The organism is Erwinia sp. S43 (genome assembly GCF_016624745.1).
Classification (GTDB): domain Bacteria; phylum Pseudomonadota; class Gammaproteobacteria; order Enterobacterales; family Enterobacteriaceae; genus Erwinia; species Erwinia coffeiphila.
The window spans coordinates 17,063-30,846 of sequence record NZ_JACVTX010000034.1; the positions used below are offsets into that span (position 1 = coordinate 17,063).

At 56.8% G+C, this 13,784-nt stretch carries 12 protein-coding genes, 1 tRNA gene and 2 pseudogenes; 6 read left to right on the forward strand and 9 right to left on the reverse strand.

The features are described from left to right. Positions 1–59: 59 nt before the first annotated feature. Together IBT47_RS24430 and IBT47_RS24435 are read right to left on the reverse strand one after the other, a co-directional pair. Entirely contained in the window at positions 60–1,013 is a 954-nt protein-coding gene (locus tag IBT47_RS24430) for an alpha/beta hydrolase (protein ID WP_200563643.1), read from the reverse strand. Beyond that, positions 1,010–1,729, reverse strand: a complete 720-nt coding sequence (locus IBT47_RS24435) for a GntR family transcriptional regulator (protein WP_200563645.1) — start codon at positions 1,727–1,729, stop codon at positions 1,010–1,012. The genes IBT47_RS24430 and IBT47_RS24435 overlap by 4 nt, the downstream gene beginning before the upstream one ends. 193 nt (positions 1,730–1,922) lie before the next feature. Between IBT47_RS24435 and IBT47_RS24440 the strand changes: the two genes are divergently transcribed. Next, a complete protein-coding gene (locus IBT47_RS24440) occupies positions 1,923–3,083 on the forward strand; it encodes a sn-glycerol-3-phosphate ABC transporter ATP-binding protein UgpC (RefSeq protein WP_200563681.1) in 1,161 nt (386 codons plus the stop codon). Between the two features lie 153 nt (positions 3,084–3,236). Here IBT47_RS24440 and IBT47_RS24445 read toward each other — a convergent pair whose 3' ends face one another. Both IBT47_RS24445 and IBT47_RS24450 read right to left on the reverse strand, forming a co-directional pair. Further along, positions 3,237–4,514: a DUF445 domain-containing protein gene (locus IBT47_RS24445; protein ID WP_200563647.1), complete on the reverse strand. Its 1,278-nt coding sequence runs from the start codon at positions 4,512–4,514 to the stop codon at positions 3,237–3,239. A gap of 7 nt (positions 4,515–4,521) precedes the next feature. Beyond that, positions 4,522–6,024: a helicase HerA-like C-terminal domain-containing protein gene (locus IBT47_RS24450; protein WP_200546588.1), complete on the reverse strand. Its 1,503-nt coding sequence runs from the start codon at positions 6,022–6,024 to the stop codon at positions 4,522–4,524. 234 nt (positions 6,025–6,258) lie between these two features. On the opposite strand from IBT47_RS24450, the gene IBT47_RS24455 reads away from it, so the two are divergent. Continuing rightward, a complete protein-coding gene (locus IBT47_RS24455) occupies positions 6,259–7,038 on the forward strand; it encodes an acetoin reductase (RefSeq protein ID WP_105592991.1) in 780 nt (259 codons plus the stop codon). Positions 7,039–7,136: 98 nt separating this feature from the next. Continuing rightward, positions 7,137–7,757: a LysE family translocator gene (locus IBT47_RS24460; protein WP_200563683.1), complete on the forward strand. Its 621-nt coding sequence runs from the start codon at positions 7,137–7,139 to the stop codon at positions 7,755–7,757. Positions 7,758–7,975: 218 nt separating this feature from the next. Here the strand turns inward: IBT47_RS24460 and IBT47_RS24465 are convergent, their stop codons facing one another. Both IBT47_RS24465 and IBT47_RS24470 read right to left on the reverse strand, forming a co-directional pair. Then, positions 7,976–8,782 (reverse strand): alpha/beta hydrolase, encoded by an 807-nt coding sequence (locus tag IBT47_RS24465; protein ID WP_200563649.1) that lies wholly within the window; start codon positions 8,780–8,782, stop codon positions 7,976–7,978. A 171-nt stretch (positions 8,783–8,953) separates the two neighbouring features. Then, positions 8,954–9,469 (reverse strand): DUF2501 domain-containing protein, encoded by a 516-nt coding sequence (locus IBT47_RS24470; protein WP_200563651.1) that lies wholly within the window; start codon positions 9,467–9,469, stop codon positions 8,954–8,956. A gap of 274 nt (positions 9,470–9,743) precedes the next feature. Between IBT47_RS24470 and IBT47_RS24475 the strand changes: the two genes are divergently transcribed. Beyond that, positions 9,744–9,828, forward strand: a tRNA-Leu gene (locus tag IBT47_RS24475). Between the two features lie 108 nt (positions 9,829–9,936). On the opposite strand, the pseudogene IBT47_RS24480 reads toward IBT47_RS24475, so the two are convergent. Next, positions 9,937–10,435: pseudogene (locus tag IBT47_RS24480) on the reverse strand (transposase). A gap of 140 nt (positions 10,436–10,575) precedes the next feature. On the opposite strand from IBT47_RS24480, the gene IBT47_RS24485 reads away from it, so the two are divergent. After that, positions 10,576–11,193, forward strand: a complete 618-nt coding sequence (locus IBT47_RS24485; protein ID WP_200563653.1) for a DUF1819 family protein — start codon at positions 10,576–10,578, stop codon at positions 11,191–11,193. Further along, positions 11,190–11,612 (forward strand): annotated as a pseudogene (locus tag IBT47_RS24490) (BREX protein BrxB domain-containing protein); the annotation flags it as partial. The gene IBT47_RS24485 and the pseudogene IBT47_RS24490, both read left to right, overlap by 4 nt. Here the strand turns inward: IBT47_RS24490 and IBT47_RS24495 are convergent. Together IBT47_RS24495 and IBT47_RS24500 are read right to left on the reverse strand one after the other, a co-directional pair. After that, on the reverse strand, positions 11,569–12,255 hold the full coding sequence (locus tag IBT47_RS24495; RefSeq protein ID WP_370569947.1) for a PAAR domain-containing protein: 687 nt from the start codon (positions 12,253–12,255) through the stop codon (positions 11,569–11,571). The pseudogene IBT47_RS24490 and the gene IBT47_RS24495 sit on opposite strands and share 44 nt — an antisense overlap. Before the next feature lie 184 nt (positions 12,256–12,439). Then, positions 12,440–13,759 carry a molecular chaperone DnaJ gene (locus IBT47_RS24500; protein ID WP_200563655.1) on the reverse strand — a complete coding sequence of 440 codons (1,320 nt, stop codon included), beginning with the start codon at positions 13,757–13,759 and terminating at the stop codon, positions 12,440–12,442. Positions 13,760–13,784 lie beyond the last annotated feature (25 nt).

The following is a 13,784-nucleotide window of genomic DNA, read 5'->3' on the forward strand; positions in this document are numbered from 1 at the left end:
TTCTTGTGCTCCTGATTATTTTATAAGTTTGCAGGATAGCTGTAGGGTTCAGTCGCGATTTATCGCGTCAGGTGATGCCAGGCATGGGCCGCCTCCTTGTGTGCCGTCACTGCCGCAGGCAGGCGCAGGGTCATCTGCATAAAACCGTGGACCACGCCGGGGACGATGCTCAGGCGATCGTCTCGTCCCAGCGCGTGCAGGCGGGCGGCGAACAGCTCGCTGTCGCTACACAGCGGATCGATTTCTGCCGCATTCAGCCACAGCGGCGGCAGCGCCTTCAGCGCCGCATCGCTGGCGTGCAGCGGGGCAATCAGCGGCTGCTGGCGCGCCTCCGTATCCGGTTGATACCAGTGCCAGTAGCGCTGCATTTTCTCGCGGGTCAGACCGGGGCCGCTGGCGAATTGCTGGTAAGAAGCGGTGGTAAAATCCGCGCCGTACACGCCGTAAAACAGCAGGCCGCAGCAGGGGCGAACGGCGTCTTCCGGCAGGGAGAGCATCAGCGCCACGGCCAGATTGGCTCCGGCGCTGTCTCCGGCCAGCCCCAGGCGCTGGCGGTCCAGATGCGGGAACAGCTTGCCGCTGCTGAGCTGCTGCCACAGGCGCTGCGTGTCCTCCAGCCCGGCGGGATAGGGATGTTCCGGGGCCAGGCGATAATCAAACAGCAGCACCGGCACGCCGCTCTCGGCGGCCAGTACCCGCGCGCTGCGCTGGTGGCTGGCGGCGCTGCAAAACGCCCAGCCGCCGCCGTGAACGTAGACGATCGCGCCCGGCCCGGCGTTTTCCGGGGTGTACAGCGTTCCGGTGATCGTCGGCTGCCCGGCTTCCTGCAGCGTAAACGGCGTCACTTGCGCCATCGGCGGCAGCTGCTGATTCCAGCGCCGGTTGCCGCGCTCCGCCTGCGCCCGTCCCTCTGCGGGGGAGAGCGTGGTCGGGTCCGGCAGCCCGGCGTCTTCCTGCTGAAGTTCACGCAGCAGCGCGGCCATTTCCACCGAAGGTACACCGCTCAGGCTCATAGCATTTTCCCCGCGTCCGGCTGGGTCAGGTCCGGCCCGAAATCAACGGCGGTACGGATATGGTGCGACAGGCAGGCGACCAGCGCCGCGCTGTCCCCGCCGTCTATAGCGTCGATCAGCAGGTGATGGCGTTCGGCGCTGTCCAGCAGCCGCGAGGTGTCGCCGCCGCCGCAGTGCAGAATTTTATAACGATGGTTGTGCACCAGGCAGCGCTTGAGGATCGGCTCAACGTTGGGCAGCTGCGCGCAGCTGTAAAGCCGCAGGTGGAAGGCGCGGTCGTAGCAGGAGAGCAGGTATTCATCCCCGGCGCGGGCGGCGGCGATCATCGCCTCGATATCCTTCAGCAGCAGGGTGCGCAGCTGGGCGCGGGCGTCCGCCGTCAGCTCCAGCACGCGCGATACGGCGCGGCACTCAATATCGTGGCGAATGTGGATCATTTCTATCGCTTCCTGTTCGGTGCAGGGCGAGATTTGGGTTCCCCGGTGCGGCTGACGATGAACCAGACCTTCCTGCTGGAGCGCCAGCAGCGCCTCGCGCACCGTGCTCTGGCTGTAGCCAAAGCGCTGCGCCAGATCCAGCTCCAGCACCACCGACATCGGCGGCAGGATGCCGAGTACGATCTGCTGCTGCAACAGCTCGAACAGCGCGCTGCTGCGGCGGCCGATATCGCTGATTTTTCCAGGAAGTGTGCTCAGGTTAAAAGTTTCAATCGCCATTTTTTATTAACACTTGTTTAACGTTATCGATAACGATATTTATACTTACGAACAAAAAACATGCAATGTACGGTTCTGAAAATGTGATCGACCCGGAAAAATAAAAATCGGGAGATGACTTACCTAAACTCTGCATGGTCGTCTGGAAGTCTGCGGTATCCCGGCCATGACCTGGAACGATGAGGCAACAACCATGGCAGTGATTTCACTGGAAAAAATTATCAAGCGTTACGAGCATATTCAGGCCATCCACGGTATCGATCTGCATATCGAAGACGGTGAATTCGTCGCCTTTGTCGGCCCGTCCGGCTGCGGCAAAAGCACCCTGCTGCGGATGATCGCCGGGCTGGAGGAGATCTCCGGCGGCCTGCTGCGCATCGGCGATGAGGTGGTGAACCACCTGGAACCGAGCGAAAGGGAGATTGCGATGGTGTTCCAGGACTACGCGCTCTATCCGCATATGACCATCGCGGAGAACATCGCTTTCGGCCTGAAAATGAAAAACAACGATCGCGAGGATACCCGCCAGCGGGTGGAAGAGATCGCTAAAATGCTGCAGCTGAGCCATCTGCTGGCGCGTAAACCCGGGCAGCTCTCCGGCGGCCAGCGGCAGCGCGTGGCGATGGGCAGGGCGATTATCCGCCGCCCGCGCGCCTTCCTGTTCGATGAGCCGCTTTCCAACCTGGACGCCAAGCTGCGCGTGGATATGCGTATTCAGATCAAGCGGCTGCACGCGCTGCTGAAAACCACCACCATCTACGTGACCCACGATCAGGTGGAGGCGATGACGCTGGCGGACCGGGTGGTGATCCTGCGCGAGGGGCGCATCGAACAGGTGGGCACGCCGATGGAGGTGTATAACCACCCGGTGAACAAGTTTGTCGCCGAATTTATCGGATCGCCGCAGATGAACATGCTGGAGGTGGAAGTGCAGCAGCTGACCGGCGGGCCGGTGCTGAAGTTTGGCCGCTGCGAGATCCCGCTGCGCTCGGTTGAGGCGGAGCACGGCACCCGGCTGCTGATGGGCATTCGCCCGGAACATCTGGAGCCACCGCGCTTTGGCGTACGCAGCGAGCGCATTCCACTACCGGCGCTGGCCGATGTGATTGAGCCGCTGGGCTCGGATACGCTGGCGCTGTGCCGAGTGGAAGAGCAGGAACTGACCGCGCGCCTGACGCCGGGGCGCGTCAGCCAGCCGGGGGATTTCGTCGAGCTGTCCATCGACCCCGCGCAGATCCATCTGTTTGACGATAACGGGGCGCTGGTGCCGTTCACCCACCTGGACGGCGGGCTGCATACCCCGTTCCTTTACAGCGCCGAGTACAGCCAGCAGCAGATCGCCCGGCACAGCTGAATGGCACATAGCGGCGTGCACCGGCCACGCCTGCCGTTGCGAAAAAGACCCGGTGGAAGCGTGGATTGAAGCAGCGTGGTCCTGTTAAGCCTGCTATTTTGCTGACAGGCGAATGAGCGCCGCCAGCGAACCCGGCGCTGCATTATGCGCGGGCTAAATCAGCATCGGGATCAGCGACAGCAGATAGAGCAGCAGCCCGATTGCGCCGCCGACCAGCGTGCCGTTAATGCGGATGCGCTGTAAATCGCGGCCGATATTCAGCTCCACCTGGTGCGACATATCGGCCGCGTCCCAGCTTTTGACCGTATCGCTGATATGGCGGCTGAGGAAGTCGGAGAACTCCGGTGCCACGCCCGCCGCCGCCTCTTCCAGATGCTGGTTCAGGGAGCTTCGCAGGGTGGCATCCTGCATCAGCGTGTCGCCGAACCACTGCCCGGCGGCGCTGACCTTCGCATGCAGTCGGGAATCCTCACGGCTGAGATCTTCCTTCAGCCAGCCGCGCAGATCGCCCAACAGCTGGGCGATATAGCCGTTCAGCGCCTCGTCCTCTTTCAGATAGCGCTTCACCTCTTCGGCCTTCTGCGCCATTTCCGGATCGGTTTTCAGCCGCACGATCAGCCGCTGCACCGCGCGGTTAAAACCCTGGCGCAGCGCGTGGGTGGGATCGTTTTCGATCTCGTTGAGAATCGACTGCACCGCGCTGGCCGCCAGATCGGCACTCTTTTCCCCCAGCCACTCGCTGGGCAGCACTTTTTCCTTCAGCGGATGCTCGCGCTTCAGCCAGCGCACCACCTGCAGGGCGATAAACTCGTGGGTGCCGGGGCGGTTGATCAGCTGTAACACCTGGGCGAGGGCGTCATCCAGCAGCTGCTGGTGGCGGTTATTTTTGGTCAGGCTTTCCAGGATCAGCGCCGACGACTGGCTGAGATCCACCTTGTCGATCGCCTTGTGGATCGCCTGGCGCATAAACTGCTGAATCCGTCGATCGTCGGCCAGATCGAGAAAGCCGCGCACCAGCTTGAGCAGATAGCCGCTGAGTCGCGCGGCGTTTTCCGCTTTGCTCAGCCATTCGGCCACGATCCGTGCCGGATCGTGGCGGCGGATCAGCTCAAGCAGCGATCCGGTGTTGAGGAATTTATCCTGCACGAACAGCGCAAGATTATCGGCGATGCGATCCTTGTTGCGCGGAATGATCGCCGTGTGGCGGCCGACCAGCGGGATCGGCACCCGGCGAAACAGCGCGCTGACAGCGAACCAGTCCGCCAGCGCGCCCACCATCGACGCCTCGGCCACCGCCTTCAGTCCGCTAATCCACAGGTTCGATGGGTAGTACAGCGGCCAGATCAGCGTGCCGATAAACAGCAGCGCCGCGCCGCCCAGTAACAGCAGCGGCAGGCGTTTTGCCTGCCTCAGTTCACGTTCTTTATCCATAAGCTCCTTACTTCTTCCTGCCACCCATAATGCTGCCCAGCACGCCGCGAATAATCTGGTTGGTGATCTGCCGTGCGGCGCTTTTCGCCACGCTCTGCACCACGCCGTCGCGTTTGCCGCCGCGCGGCCCGGTGCTGCCGAACAGAATATCCTTCAGCCCGCCGAGAATGCCGTCATCCACCGCCACGCTGTTGCCTTTGGCCGGTGGGGCGCTCGCCCGATCGCTGGCCTCCTGCGCGCCCTGCTGCAGTTTTTCCCAAGCGGATTCTCGGTCCAGCACTTCATCATACTTGCCGGAGAGCGGTGAGTGATTGATCAGACCGTTGCGTTCATCGTCGGTGACCGGGCCCATCCGCGATCCGGGGGCAATCACCATCGCACGCTGCACCATCGACGGGCTGCCTTTCTCATCAAGGAACGAGATCAGCGCTTCACCGGTGCCCAGCTCCTGAATGGCGGTAACGGTATCGAAGGCGGGGTTGGCGCGCATGGTGTCTGCCGCGGCCTTAACCGCCTTCTGATCCTTCGGCGTAAAGGCGCGCAGGGCGTGCTGCACGCGGTTACCGAGCTGGCCGAGCACCATATCGGGTATGTCCGCCGGGTTCTGCGACACAAACCACACGCCGACGCCCTTCGAACGGATCAGGCGGATCACCTGCTCAATTTTATCCAGCAGCACCTGGGGCGCGTCGCTGAACAGCAGGTGCGCCTCATCGAAGAAGAACACCAGCTTCGGCTTATCGAGATCGCCCGCTTCCGGCAGCTGCTCGTACAGCTCGGACAGCAGCCACAGCAGGGTGGTGGCGTACAGCTTGGGCATCTGATAGAGCTTTTCGGCGGCTAAAATATTGATGATGCCGCGCCCGGCGTCGTCGGTGCGCATCCAGTCGCGGATATCCAGCATCGGCTCGCCGAAGAAGTATTCCGCTCCCTGCTGCTCCAGCGCCAGCAGCCCGCGCTGGATGGCCCCGACCGAGGCGCTGTTGATATTGCCGTACTGGCTCTGGAAGGCTTTGGCGTTCTCGCCGATGTACTGGGTCATCGCCCGCAGATCTTTAAAATCGAGCAGCAGCAGCCCCTGATCATCGGCCACGCGGAAGATGATTTGCAGCACGCCGCTCTGCACTTCGTTGAGATTCAGCAGGCGCGCCAGCAGCAGCGGGCCGAGATCGCTGACCGTGGCCCGCACCGGATGGCCGCGCTCGCCGAAAATATCCCACAGCACCGCCGGATTGCTCTGTGGCTCCCAGTCGGTGACGCCGATTTTGGCCAGCCGCGCGCTGAGCTTTTCCGAGCTGACGCCTTCTTTCGCTACTCCGGTCAGGTCACCCTTCACGTCCGCTAAAAACACCGGCACGCCGATGGCGGAGAAGCTTTCGGCAATTTTTTGCAGCGTGACGGTTTTTCCGGTGCCGGTTGCGCCGGTGATCAGCCCGTGGCGGTTGGCAAAGGCGGGCAGCAGATGCAGCAGTTGTTCAGGGGTTCGGGCAATCAGCAGCGGCTCGGTCATAGTCAGGTATCCATCTGGTTGAAAGGCGGGTGATTATCCTTCAAGCATAGCAGGCAGCCCCCGGCAGGAGTAAAGCAAGTCCGTGCAGACGTTTTCACTGCCGCAACACGCGTAGACTTATGTAAATCCAGATTATCAATCGTAATACATCCAATAGCACAAATTACCATAGGCATAAAATGATAAGCGGACTAATGATTGGGGCTGGTTTATTCATCTGATAAGGGTAACGCTATGTCAATTAATGGAAAAGTGGTCCTGGTAACCGGCGCGGGTCAGGGGATTGGTCGTGGAATTGCATTACGACTGGCACGCGACGGGGCAGATATTGCACTGGTAGACCTGAACGACGACAAAATTAAGCTGGTGGCCGAAGAAGTGAAAGCACTGGGCCGCCGCGCGATCACCATCAAAGCCGACATCAGCGTGCGCGAAGAGGTGTTCGCGGCGGTGAATGAGGCGGAAAAACAGCTCGGCGGCTTTGACGTGATCGTCAATAACGCCGGGATCAGCCAGACCAAAAACCTGCTCTCCGTCACTCAGCAGGAAGTGGAAAAGATCTTCCAGATCAACGTGCAGGGCACGCTGTGGGGCATTCAGGCGGCGGCCAGCAAGTTCAAAGAGCGCAAGCAGAAGGGTAAAATTATCAACGCCTCTTCCATTGCCGGTCATGAAGGCTTTGCGCTGCTCGGTATCTACTCCGCCACCAAATTCAGCGTGCGCGCTCTGACCCAGGCGGCGGCGAAAGAACTGGCGGCGTTTGGTATCACCGTTAACGCCTACTGCCCGGGCGTGGTCGGCACCGATATGTGGGTGGAGATCGACAAACGCATGTCCGAAGAGACCGGCGCGCCGCTGGGGGCCACCTACGATAAATACGTTTCCGGCATTGCCCTTGGCCGCGCTGAAACCCCGGACGACGTGGCCGCGTTTGTCTCTTACCTGGCAGGCCCGGATTCTGACTATATGACCGGCCAGGCACCGCTGATCGACGGCGGTCTGGTATTCCGTTAATCCTTTCTTAACCGTCGGCAACTTTATCTTTGCGATAGGGTTGCCAGCCGTCCGCCTCTCTCAGTAAGTTAGAAGGCTAACTATGAGGGAGGTGAATGATGGATGCAGCGGTATTATCGGTAGTCTCAATTGGTGCAGCGCTTGGGCTGGGTGCGATGAGCCCCGGCCCGAGCTTTATTCTGGTGGCGCGGACCGCCGTGGCGTCATCGCGCCGTGCGGGCATTGGTGCCGCATTAGGGATGGGGGCGGGGAGCTTCCTGTTTGCCATTATCGCCCTCGCCGGGCTGCACACGCTGCTGAGCGCCGTGCCGACTCTGTGGCTGGTGCTGAAAACCGCCGGTGGCCTCTACCTGCTGTGGATGGCGTATAAAATGTTCCGCGGCGCGCGCCAGCCCCTGGCGCTGGATCTGCCGGGCAGCAACGGTAAAACCGCCCGCCGGGCCTTCCTCACCGCGCTGACCACTCAGCTCAGCAACCCCAAAACCGCCGTGGTATTCAGCGGCGTGTTTGCCGCACTGCTGCCGCAGCAGATTTCCCTCAGCATGTATCTGGCGATCCCGCTGGTGGCGATGATGGTCGACGGGCTGTGGTATCTGTTTGTGGCTTTCGCGCTGTCGTCACGCGGCCCGCGTAATACCTATCTGCGCTTTAAAGCCCCGCTCGACCGCCTGGGCGGTGGGGTGATGGCGCTGCTCGGTATCCGGCTGATTGTGAAGTGATGGTGCTGCCCGGTATACGGCTGACAGTGAAGTGATGGTGCTGTCCGGTATACGGCTGACAGTGAAGTGATGGTGCTGCCCGGTATACGGCTGACAGTGATGTAATGGCGCTGTCTGGGATCCGACAGATTGTGAAGTCATGGCATTGCCCAGAATCCGGTTGATTATGTCGTGATGGATGGCGGAGAGGAGGTTAGTTGTCGCCTCTCCGCTGTGATTCAGCCCAGCGCGCGCACGATAAATCCGCTGACGCGGCGCAGCACTTCATCCTGATTGGTCTCATTAAAAATCTCATGCTGCGCACCGCTGTAAAGCTCGCGGTCAAAATCACTGCCGCGCAGCTTATTCAGCGTCTGCTGGCTCTCATTCGGCAGCACCAGCTTATCTCCTTCACCGTGCAGCCACAGCGTTGGCAAACTGCCGAAGCCCGGCCCGTGATGGATAGTGCTCAGCATGTCGCACATCGCCCCCAGCGTGGCACGCTTAAACGGCCCGTGCCACACCAGTGGATCGGCCTGATATTTCGCGCCGACCTCGGGATCGCGCGACAGGGTGCGGATATCCAGCGGCGTATCGGGAATGTCTGCCAGCCCAAACATATCGCTAATCTGCGTGTGCTCTCCCAGCAGCGGACCGGAGAGCACCAGCGCGCGCACCTCATCGGCGAAGCGCTGCACGTAACGGGTGGCGATCATCCCGCCCATCGAATGGCCGATAATCACCAGCGGCAGATCGGGGAACTGCTGACGCACCGAGGCCACCGCCAGGTGCACATCGTCCACCACCGCTTCGTAATCCTCAATCAGCACGCGCTCGCCCTGCGACAGCCCGTGGCCGAGATGATCCGGGCCGAACACATAGCCGCCCAGCTGATTCAGCTTCTCCGCAACGTGATGATAGCGGGCCAGATGCTCGCCGTAGCCGTGAACCAGCAGCACCAGAAAACGCGGCTGCGGCACCGGCCAGTGATGCAGCGCGATATCGCCCAGATGACCAGAGATATGACTTAATCGATAATCAGACATAACGGTAGCCTTATTATTTTAGGTAGGTGGGACCATCCTGACGACTGTCGATGCGGCTGTCTTTGACTATTAATGCCGGATGCGATCCGCAGCCATAAAAAAGGGCCGCATCGCGCAGCCCTAAAAAGTGCGGGGAGGGGACAGCCTCACCGCCATAATAAGCGTGGTTCATTAAGAGAGAAACTTCCACCCCTGCTTTAAAACTAAATCGCAGGCCTTGGTTTTCACCTGCTTGCCGAGCTGCGTTTCGCCCAGCGATTTTAGGTTCACCTGCTGGTTGTTGCCGGTGTTCAGCAGGCCGAGCAGACCCTGCTGATAGTCGGTGGACTGCTGCTGCTTTTGCGTATCCTGCAGGCCCAGCTTGCCGAGCAGCTGTTCCTTCATGGAGGAGACGTTGTTATCCACCAGATTGTTCTTCATGCAGTACTGCAACACACCGGCGGCGTTAGTCATGGTGCCTGCGCTCAGCGACTGGCTGCCGCCGTTCAGCAGCCCGGCCAGCGCCCCCAGCGAGGTGCCGCTCTGCGCGGTGGTATCTTTAGCGGTGCCGCTGCCGCTCTCTGAACTTTGCCCCAGCGCATTAGCGGCGGAACTTAACTGATCCTGCCAGCTGGTGGCACCGGCTGCTGCGGAGAAAAGGGCGCCGGAAAGGGAAAGCGCCATTACCAGGTGGGTAACTTTCATCATGATTGTGCCTTGTTAACGTTCTGTCATCTCACTGGCCGCATGCAAATAGCCGTGCGGTAATTGACTGTTCCGACTGCCAAAACGCGGCCGAGTTCCGTAAGCGCAACGGCAGCCGCAGTTAATGGTTAAGGATTGGGAGTAATCTGGGGTGGGACGGGAATTCGCATCGGGCTTCGCTGGATTTTTCAGCACTTGGTAACGATGGGTAAGGATTTGAGTTGCGTAAAAAGGGGGTAACGGTATAATCGCCAACGTTTTCCGCATACCCTTCAGTGCCGAAGTGGCGAAATCGGTAGACGCAGTTGATTCAAAATCAACCGCCGCGAGGCGTGCCGGTTCGATTCCGGCCTTCGGCACCATAGATTGAGTATGAAAATTAAAGCTACCGTGAGGTGGCTTTTTTTGTGGGTGAAATTCAGTATCCGTATGGACGAGCCCGTCAGTAATTCTGTGTAACCGCCCAGTCGTTAAAGGTGAGTGCTAAGGTGGTCACCGAACTCGATAATAGAACGACTCATCGCCAGTCGCCAGTTCTGGATAGGCATACTCCATTCTTTCGACGCATCATTGATCGCCAGATATATAACCTTCCGTACCGAGTTATCTGTCGGGAACACTTTGCGTTTTTTTATGGCGGCCCGGATCATGCTGTTCAGCGATTGGATAGCATTCGTGGTGTAGATGGCCTTGCGGATAACCGAAGAACGTATTGAGATTTTCCCAGTGCGCACGCCAGTTTTTTCTGATCTGCGGGTACCTTTCATCCAATACTCCTGCGAACGTATCCAGCACCTTCAGCGCCGCCTCTTCGGTCGGAGCCTGGTAAACCGCCTTCATCCCGCTGCTGACGGATTTATAGTCCTTCCAAGCCACGTATTTCAGCCTGTTAGGCACCATTTGGATGATGCACAACTGAATATGGGTCTGCGGGTAAACGCTGTTTATCGTATCCGCGAAGCCCTTCATGCAGTCCACGTGGGCAATCAGGATGTCCTGAATACCTCGATTTTTTCAGCTTCCTCAGTCCACACCATAGTCATAGCATCTATCCTGCATGCCGATTACAATCATTACTTGATTTTTGCGAGCAGCATTCCGGATTTTTGATGACAAACGCTATGATAAAAAATGACAAACGCTGGATTGGCGATCTGCTGGGCGGTTCGTTGATGGTCCGAGAGAGCCGAACCATTGCTGAACTGTTGCTTTCTGAACCAGATGAAACGACCTGGCAGCAGCAAATAATCAATGAAAATATTCTTCAGGCTTCCTCCACAAGCACTGCAAATCGTTATGCCCGAACCTCAAGGCTGCGATTAATGACCCTGGATTGGGAGTGCTGGAAACTGATTGCTGATGGCAGTGAAAGCGAGCGTCTACAAATGCTATTGGTTGCATTGATGCTCCAGTCTCCAATAGTTGCGGAGTTTGTTGCTGATGTCGTAAATCCGGCTCGTCAACAGTTTAAAGAAAAACTTGGTATGAACTGCTGGAGTGAATTTGTGGATGAGAATCTGCGATTGCACCCGGAGCTGGCTGCTTTCTCTGATTCATCTATCCAAAAAATGGGTAACAATCTGATTAAGGCTCTGGCAGAGGCTGGTTACCTGGATAGCCCACGCCGCCGCAATTTACAAAACGTTTTCCTTCTACCAGATGTTGCAACGGCCTTGCATCGTTTAAACAAAGCCGAACTGCTCCCTATTCTGGAGGGTAACGTATGAATGACCCGATCCTTGAATATCGTTTAAAACAGCTAGAAGAACGTATCGGTGACGACCGTTTTTTGAAAAACCAAGGTTCCGGCAACGAGATTGGCTTCTGGATCTTTGACTATCCGGCGAAGCAGGAGCTTCAGGTCCGCGAGTATTTACACTTTTTATTCAAAAAACTGGATAAAAAATACACCTATAAAACACTGAATATCTTCCAGGTCATCATCGATATGCTTGAAGAACGTAAGCTCTTTGACCGTATCTGCCAGCGAGAGCCTGAGCTTGGCCTTGAAACACTGAAAAAGCATCTGGCAGCCCCGCTGAGCCAAAAAAAAATTGCGGAATATATTGCGCGTACGGTCGATCTTCCGGCACAGCAATTTGTCATTCTGGCGGGCCTCGGTAACGCCTGGCCATTGGTTCGCGGCGCGCGTTAACTTTGTAAAGTTCTTCTCGGTAGTAGCTGCGAGCATCATCCTCAATAAAGAAGTTTAGTATTCCATCCCCCGTTAAGTTTGCTGGCCCTCTTCGACCAAAACGGCCGTAGGTGTAAACGTAAATCGAACTATCTTGATGTACGGAGACGAACGCATGCCCAGCATCGGTGATTTCAGTCCAGATAAACACCCCGTTCAGTAACGGGTTATCTTCTGGCTTGCAGGTCTCAGCAAAATTATCGGTTTCAGGATCGGCCAGTGGGCCAGGAAGCACTGGAAATTCAATCGTGTGGGATTGTGTCGAGTTGGTTTCTGCTGGCTCTTTAGAAAATTCGTAGGTGTCGTAGATTGATGGAATAAAACGTGAGTTACAGGGGCAGGAGCTACGGCTGTGCAGTGTTCCGGCAATCCTTTTGCCGTGTATGTCGTCGTTTTCAAGTCCACCCACGATGCGGAATCTACCCGCATATTTACCGCAGGTCACCTGATGTCCTTCACATGCCATGTCTCTGTCCAAGTGCTGATGGTCTGTCCATCCTTCAATAATTCGACCACCGCAAACCGTCTTATCACCCCTGAATAAGTAGTGACCTATAGCCATTTTCTTTCGTCCTTGAATTGGCTTAAAATCCATACAAAAATTGTAGCCTTTTCATGTTGGTGAGTAAATAATCAGTCGCAACAAAGTGATAAGTAGTTAGTGAGGATAAAATTTTATTAATAGAATGAAAAATACAAAGAGATATTTGAAAGTTTATGTGTATGTATACCTTTTAGAAATTCTGGGTTGAAATCCAGAATCAACGAAGCGCGATTATCTATTTCACGAAATAAACCATTTCGATAAAAAAACCGTACAACATCGGTAACAGCATCAAACCCAGTAAATTAACCATGGGGGGAAGCTGGCGGATAAGGAGTACGGGAAACATCATGAAAAAGATAACTATCTGAACAGGTAAGGTTTTCCACTCCGTGCGCCGCTGCCAGAGTACCCACCCAACCGGAAGAATCAGAAACAGCACAATCACCAGTATCCGCATCGTTATCATATCGGAACCCTGCCATGCACTGGCCCCCTGCCACCCGCGATAAAAAACCGTCAAAAGAATTAGCATAGAGGCCAGCCAGAAAGCACTGTGAACGCAGCTCTTGGCGATCCCATCAGTTTGGAACCGACGGATGAGGATTGGATAACCCCAGAGAAATATGGCTACCACGACTAACATCAACCCAGACTGTAGTGCCAACTTGGGTGATTCCTGGCCCGGCAACCATGCTGTGTATCCCCAGAATACAATGGCAATCACCGCTTCCCAGCTGAGTGCCCGCTCGGACTTGTTAAGAGCGTCGAGCAGCAGTGGATTAAGACGCTCCTGAAGAGCGGGATACCGTTGACGAATTTCGTTGACCTGCTGGGCCAGCTGTCGCAAAAGATCGGGAGCAAGCCTTCCCCACCATGGCACTGCGGTGCCTTTCTCCGCCAGCAAACGCCATTTAAACTGCCCGTAACGATTGTTGGCATAAACTATGGCAAGCTGCTGCCAGTAGTTTTCCTGCTCAGTATTTGTAATCTGCTGTTCTAAGGCACAAATAACGCTTTCGGGTAAATAGGATGAGAAGTAGCTGTCTAACTGCCAGTGCATCACCGCAGACACTTCGTTTAATAACGAGCGGTAAAGCCAACGCTGTTCGCTGAGTGCTTCAGCCAGCATCTGGCTAAAGGCTTGCCTGGCTTCGAGGGAGTCGGGAATGTCGTTATCAAGATAACGATGAAGTTCGCCCAGTCCTTCAAGCTCATCCTGAATTAATAATGTGGAAAGCTCTTGGGCTTTGTGCCAAAGCACCTCTCTGCTCCAGCCCGCTTTGGATAGCGCAGTTGGTTCCTGCATCAATTGTTGGACATATTCGACCATCGACGTCGGCTGAGGTTCTTGAGTCGATATGGCCTCTTCATCCGGCAGAATTTCTGCCGAACTGGCATAGCGTTTCGCACCATCAAATGCTTCTCTCAGTTCCTGAAACCCCTGTGGGTCACGGTCTGGCCGACGGTGTTTTAACTCTCGAGCATAGGCCCGGCGTATCTCACCTTCATTCGTTGTCGGTTCAATGCCCAGCACATCCCAGATTGTTGCCATGGTTAGATTCCATCCTTAATTTTAT

Excerpts from the sequence above, each read along its gene's own strand:
- IBT47_RS24430 (WP_200563643.1), bottom strand. The coding sequence starts at position 1,013 with ATGAGCCTGAGCGGTGTACCTTCGGTGGAAATGGCCGCGCTGCTGCGT.
- IBT47_RS24435 (WP_200563645.1), bottom strand. The coding sequence starts at position 1,729 with ATGGCGATTGAAACTTTTAACCTGAGCACACTTCCTGGAAAAATCAGC.
- IBT47_RS24440 (WP_200563681.1), top strand. The coding sequence starts at position 1,923 with ATGGCAGTGATTTCACTGGAAAAAATTATCAAGCGTTACGAGCATATT.
- IBT47_RS24445 (WP_200563647.1), bottom strand. The coding sequence starts at position 4,514 with ATGGATAAAGAACGTGAACTGAGGCAGGCAAAACGCCTGCCGCTGCTG.
- IBT47_RS24450 (WP_200546588.1), bottom strand. The coding sequence starts at position 6,024 with ATGACCGAGCCGCTGCTGATTGCCCGAACCCCTGAACAACTGCTGCAT.
- IBT47_RS24455 (WP_105592991.1), top strand. The coding sequence starts at position 6,259 with ATGTCAATTAATGGAAAAGTGGTCCTGGTAACCGGCGCGGGTCAGGGG.
- IBT47_RS24460 (WP_200563683.1), top strand. The coding sequence starts at position 7,137 with ATGGATGCAGCGGTATTATCGGTAGTCTCAATTGGTGCAGCGCTTGGG.
- IBT47_RS24465 (WP_200563649.1), bottom strand. The coding sequence starts at position 8,782 with ATGTCTGATTATCGATTAAGTCATATCTCTGGTCATCTGGGCGATATC.
- IBT47_RS24470 (WP_200563651.1), bottom strand. The coding sequence starts at position 9,469 with ATGATGAAAGTTACCCACCTGGTAATGGCGCTTTCCCTTTCCGGCGCC.
- IBT47_RS24485 (WP_200563653.1), top strand. The coding sequence starts at position 10,576 with ATGACAAACGCTATGATAAAAAATGACAAACGCTGGATTGGCGATCTG.
- IBT47_RS24495 (WP_370569947.1), bottom strand. The coding sequence starts at position 12,255 with ATGGATTTTAAGCCAATTCAAGGACGAAAGAAAATGGCTATAGGTCAC.
- IBT47_RS24500 (WP_200563655.1), bottom strand. The coding sequence starts at position 13,759 with ATGGCAACAATCTGGGATGTGCTGGGCATTGAACCGACAACGAATGAA.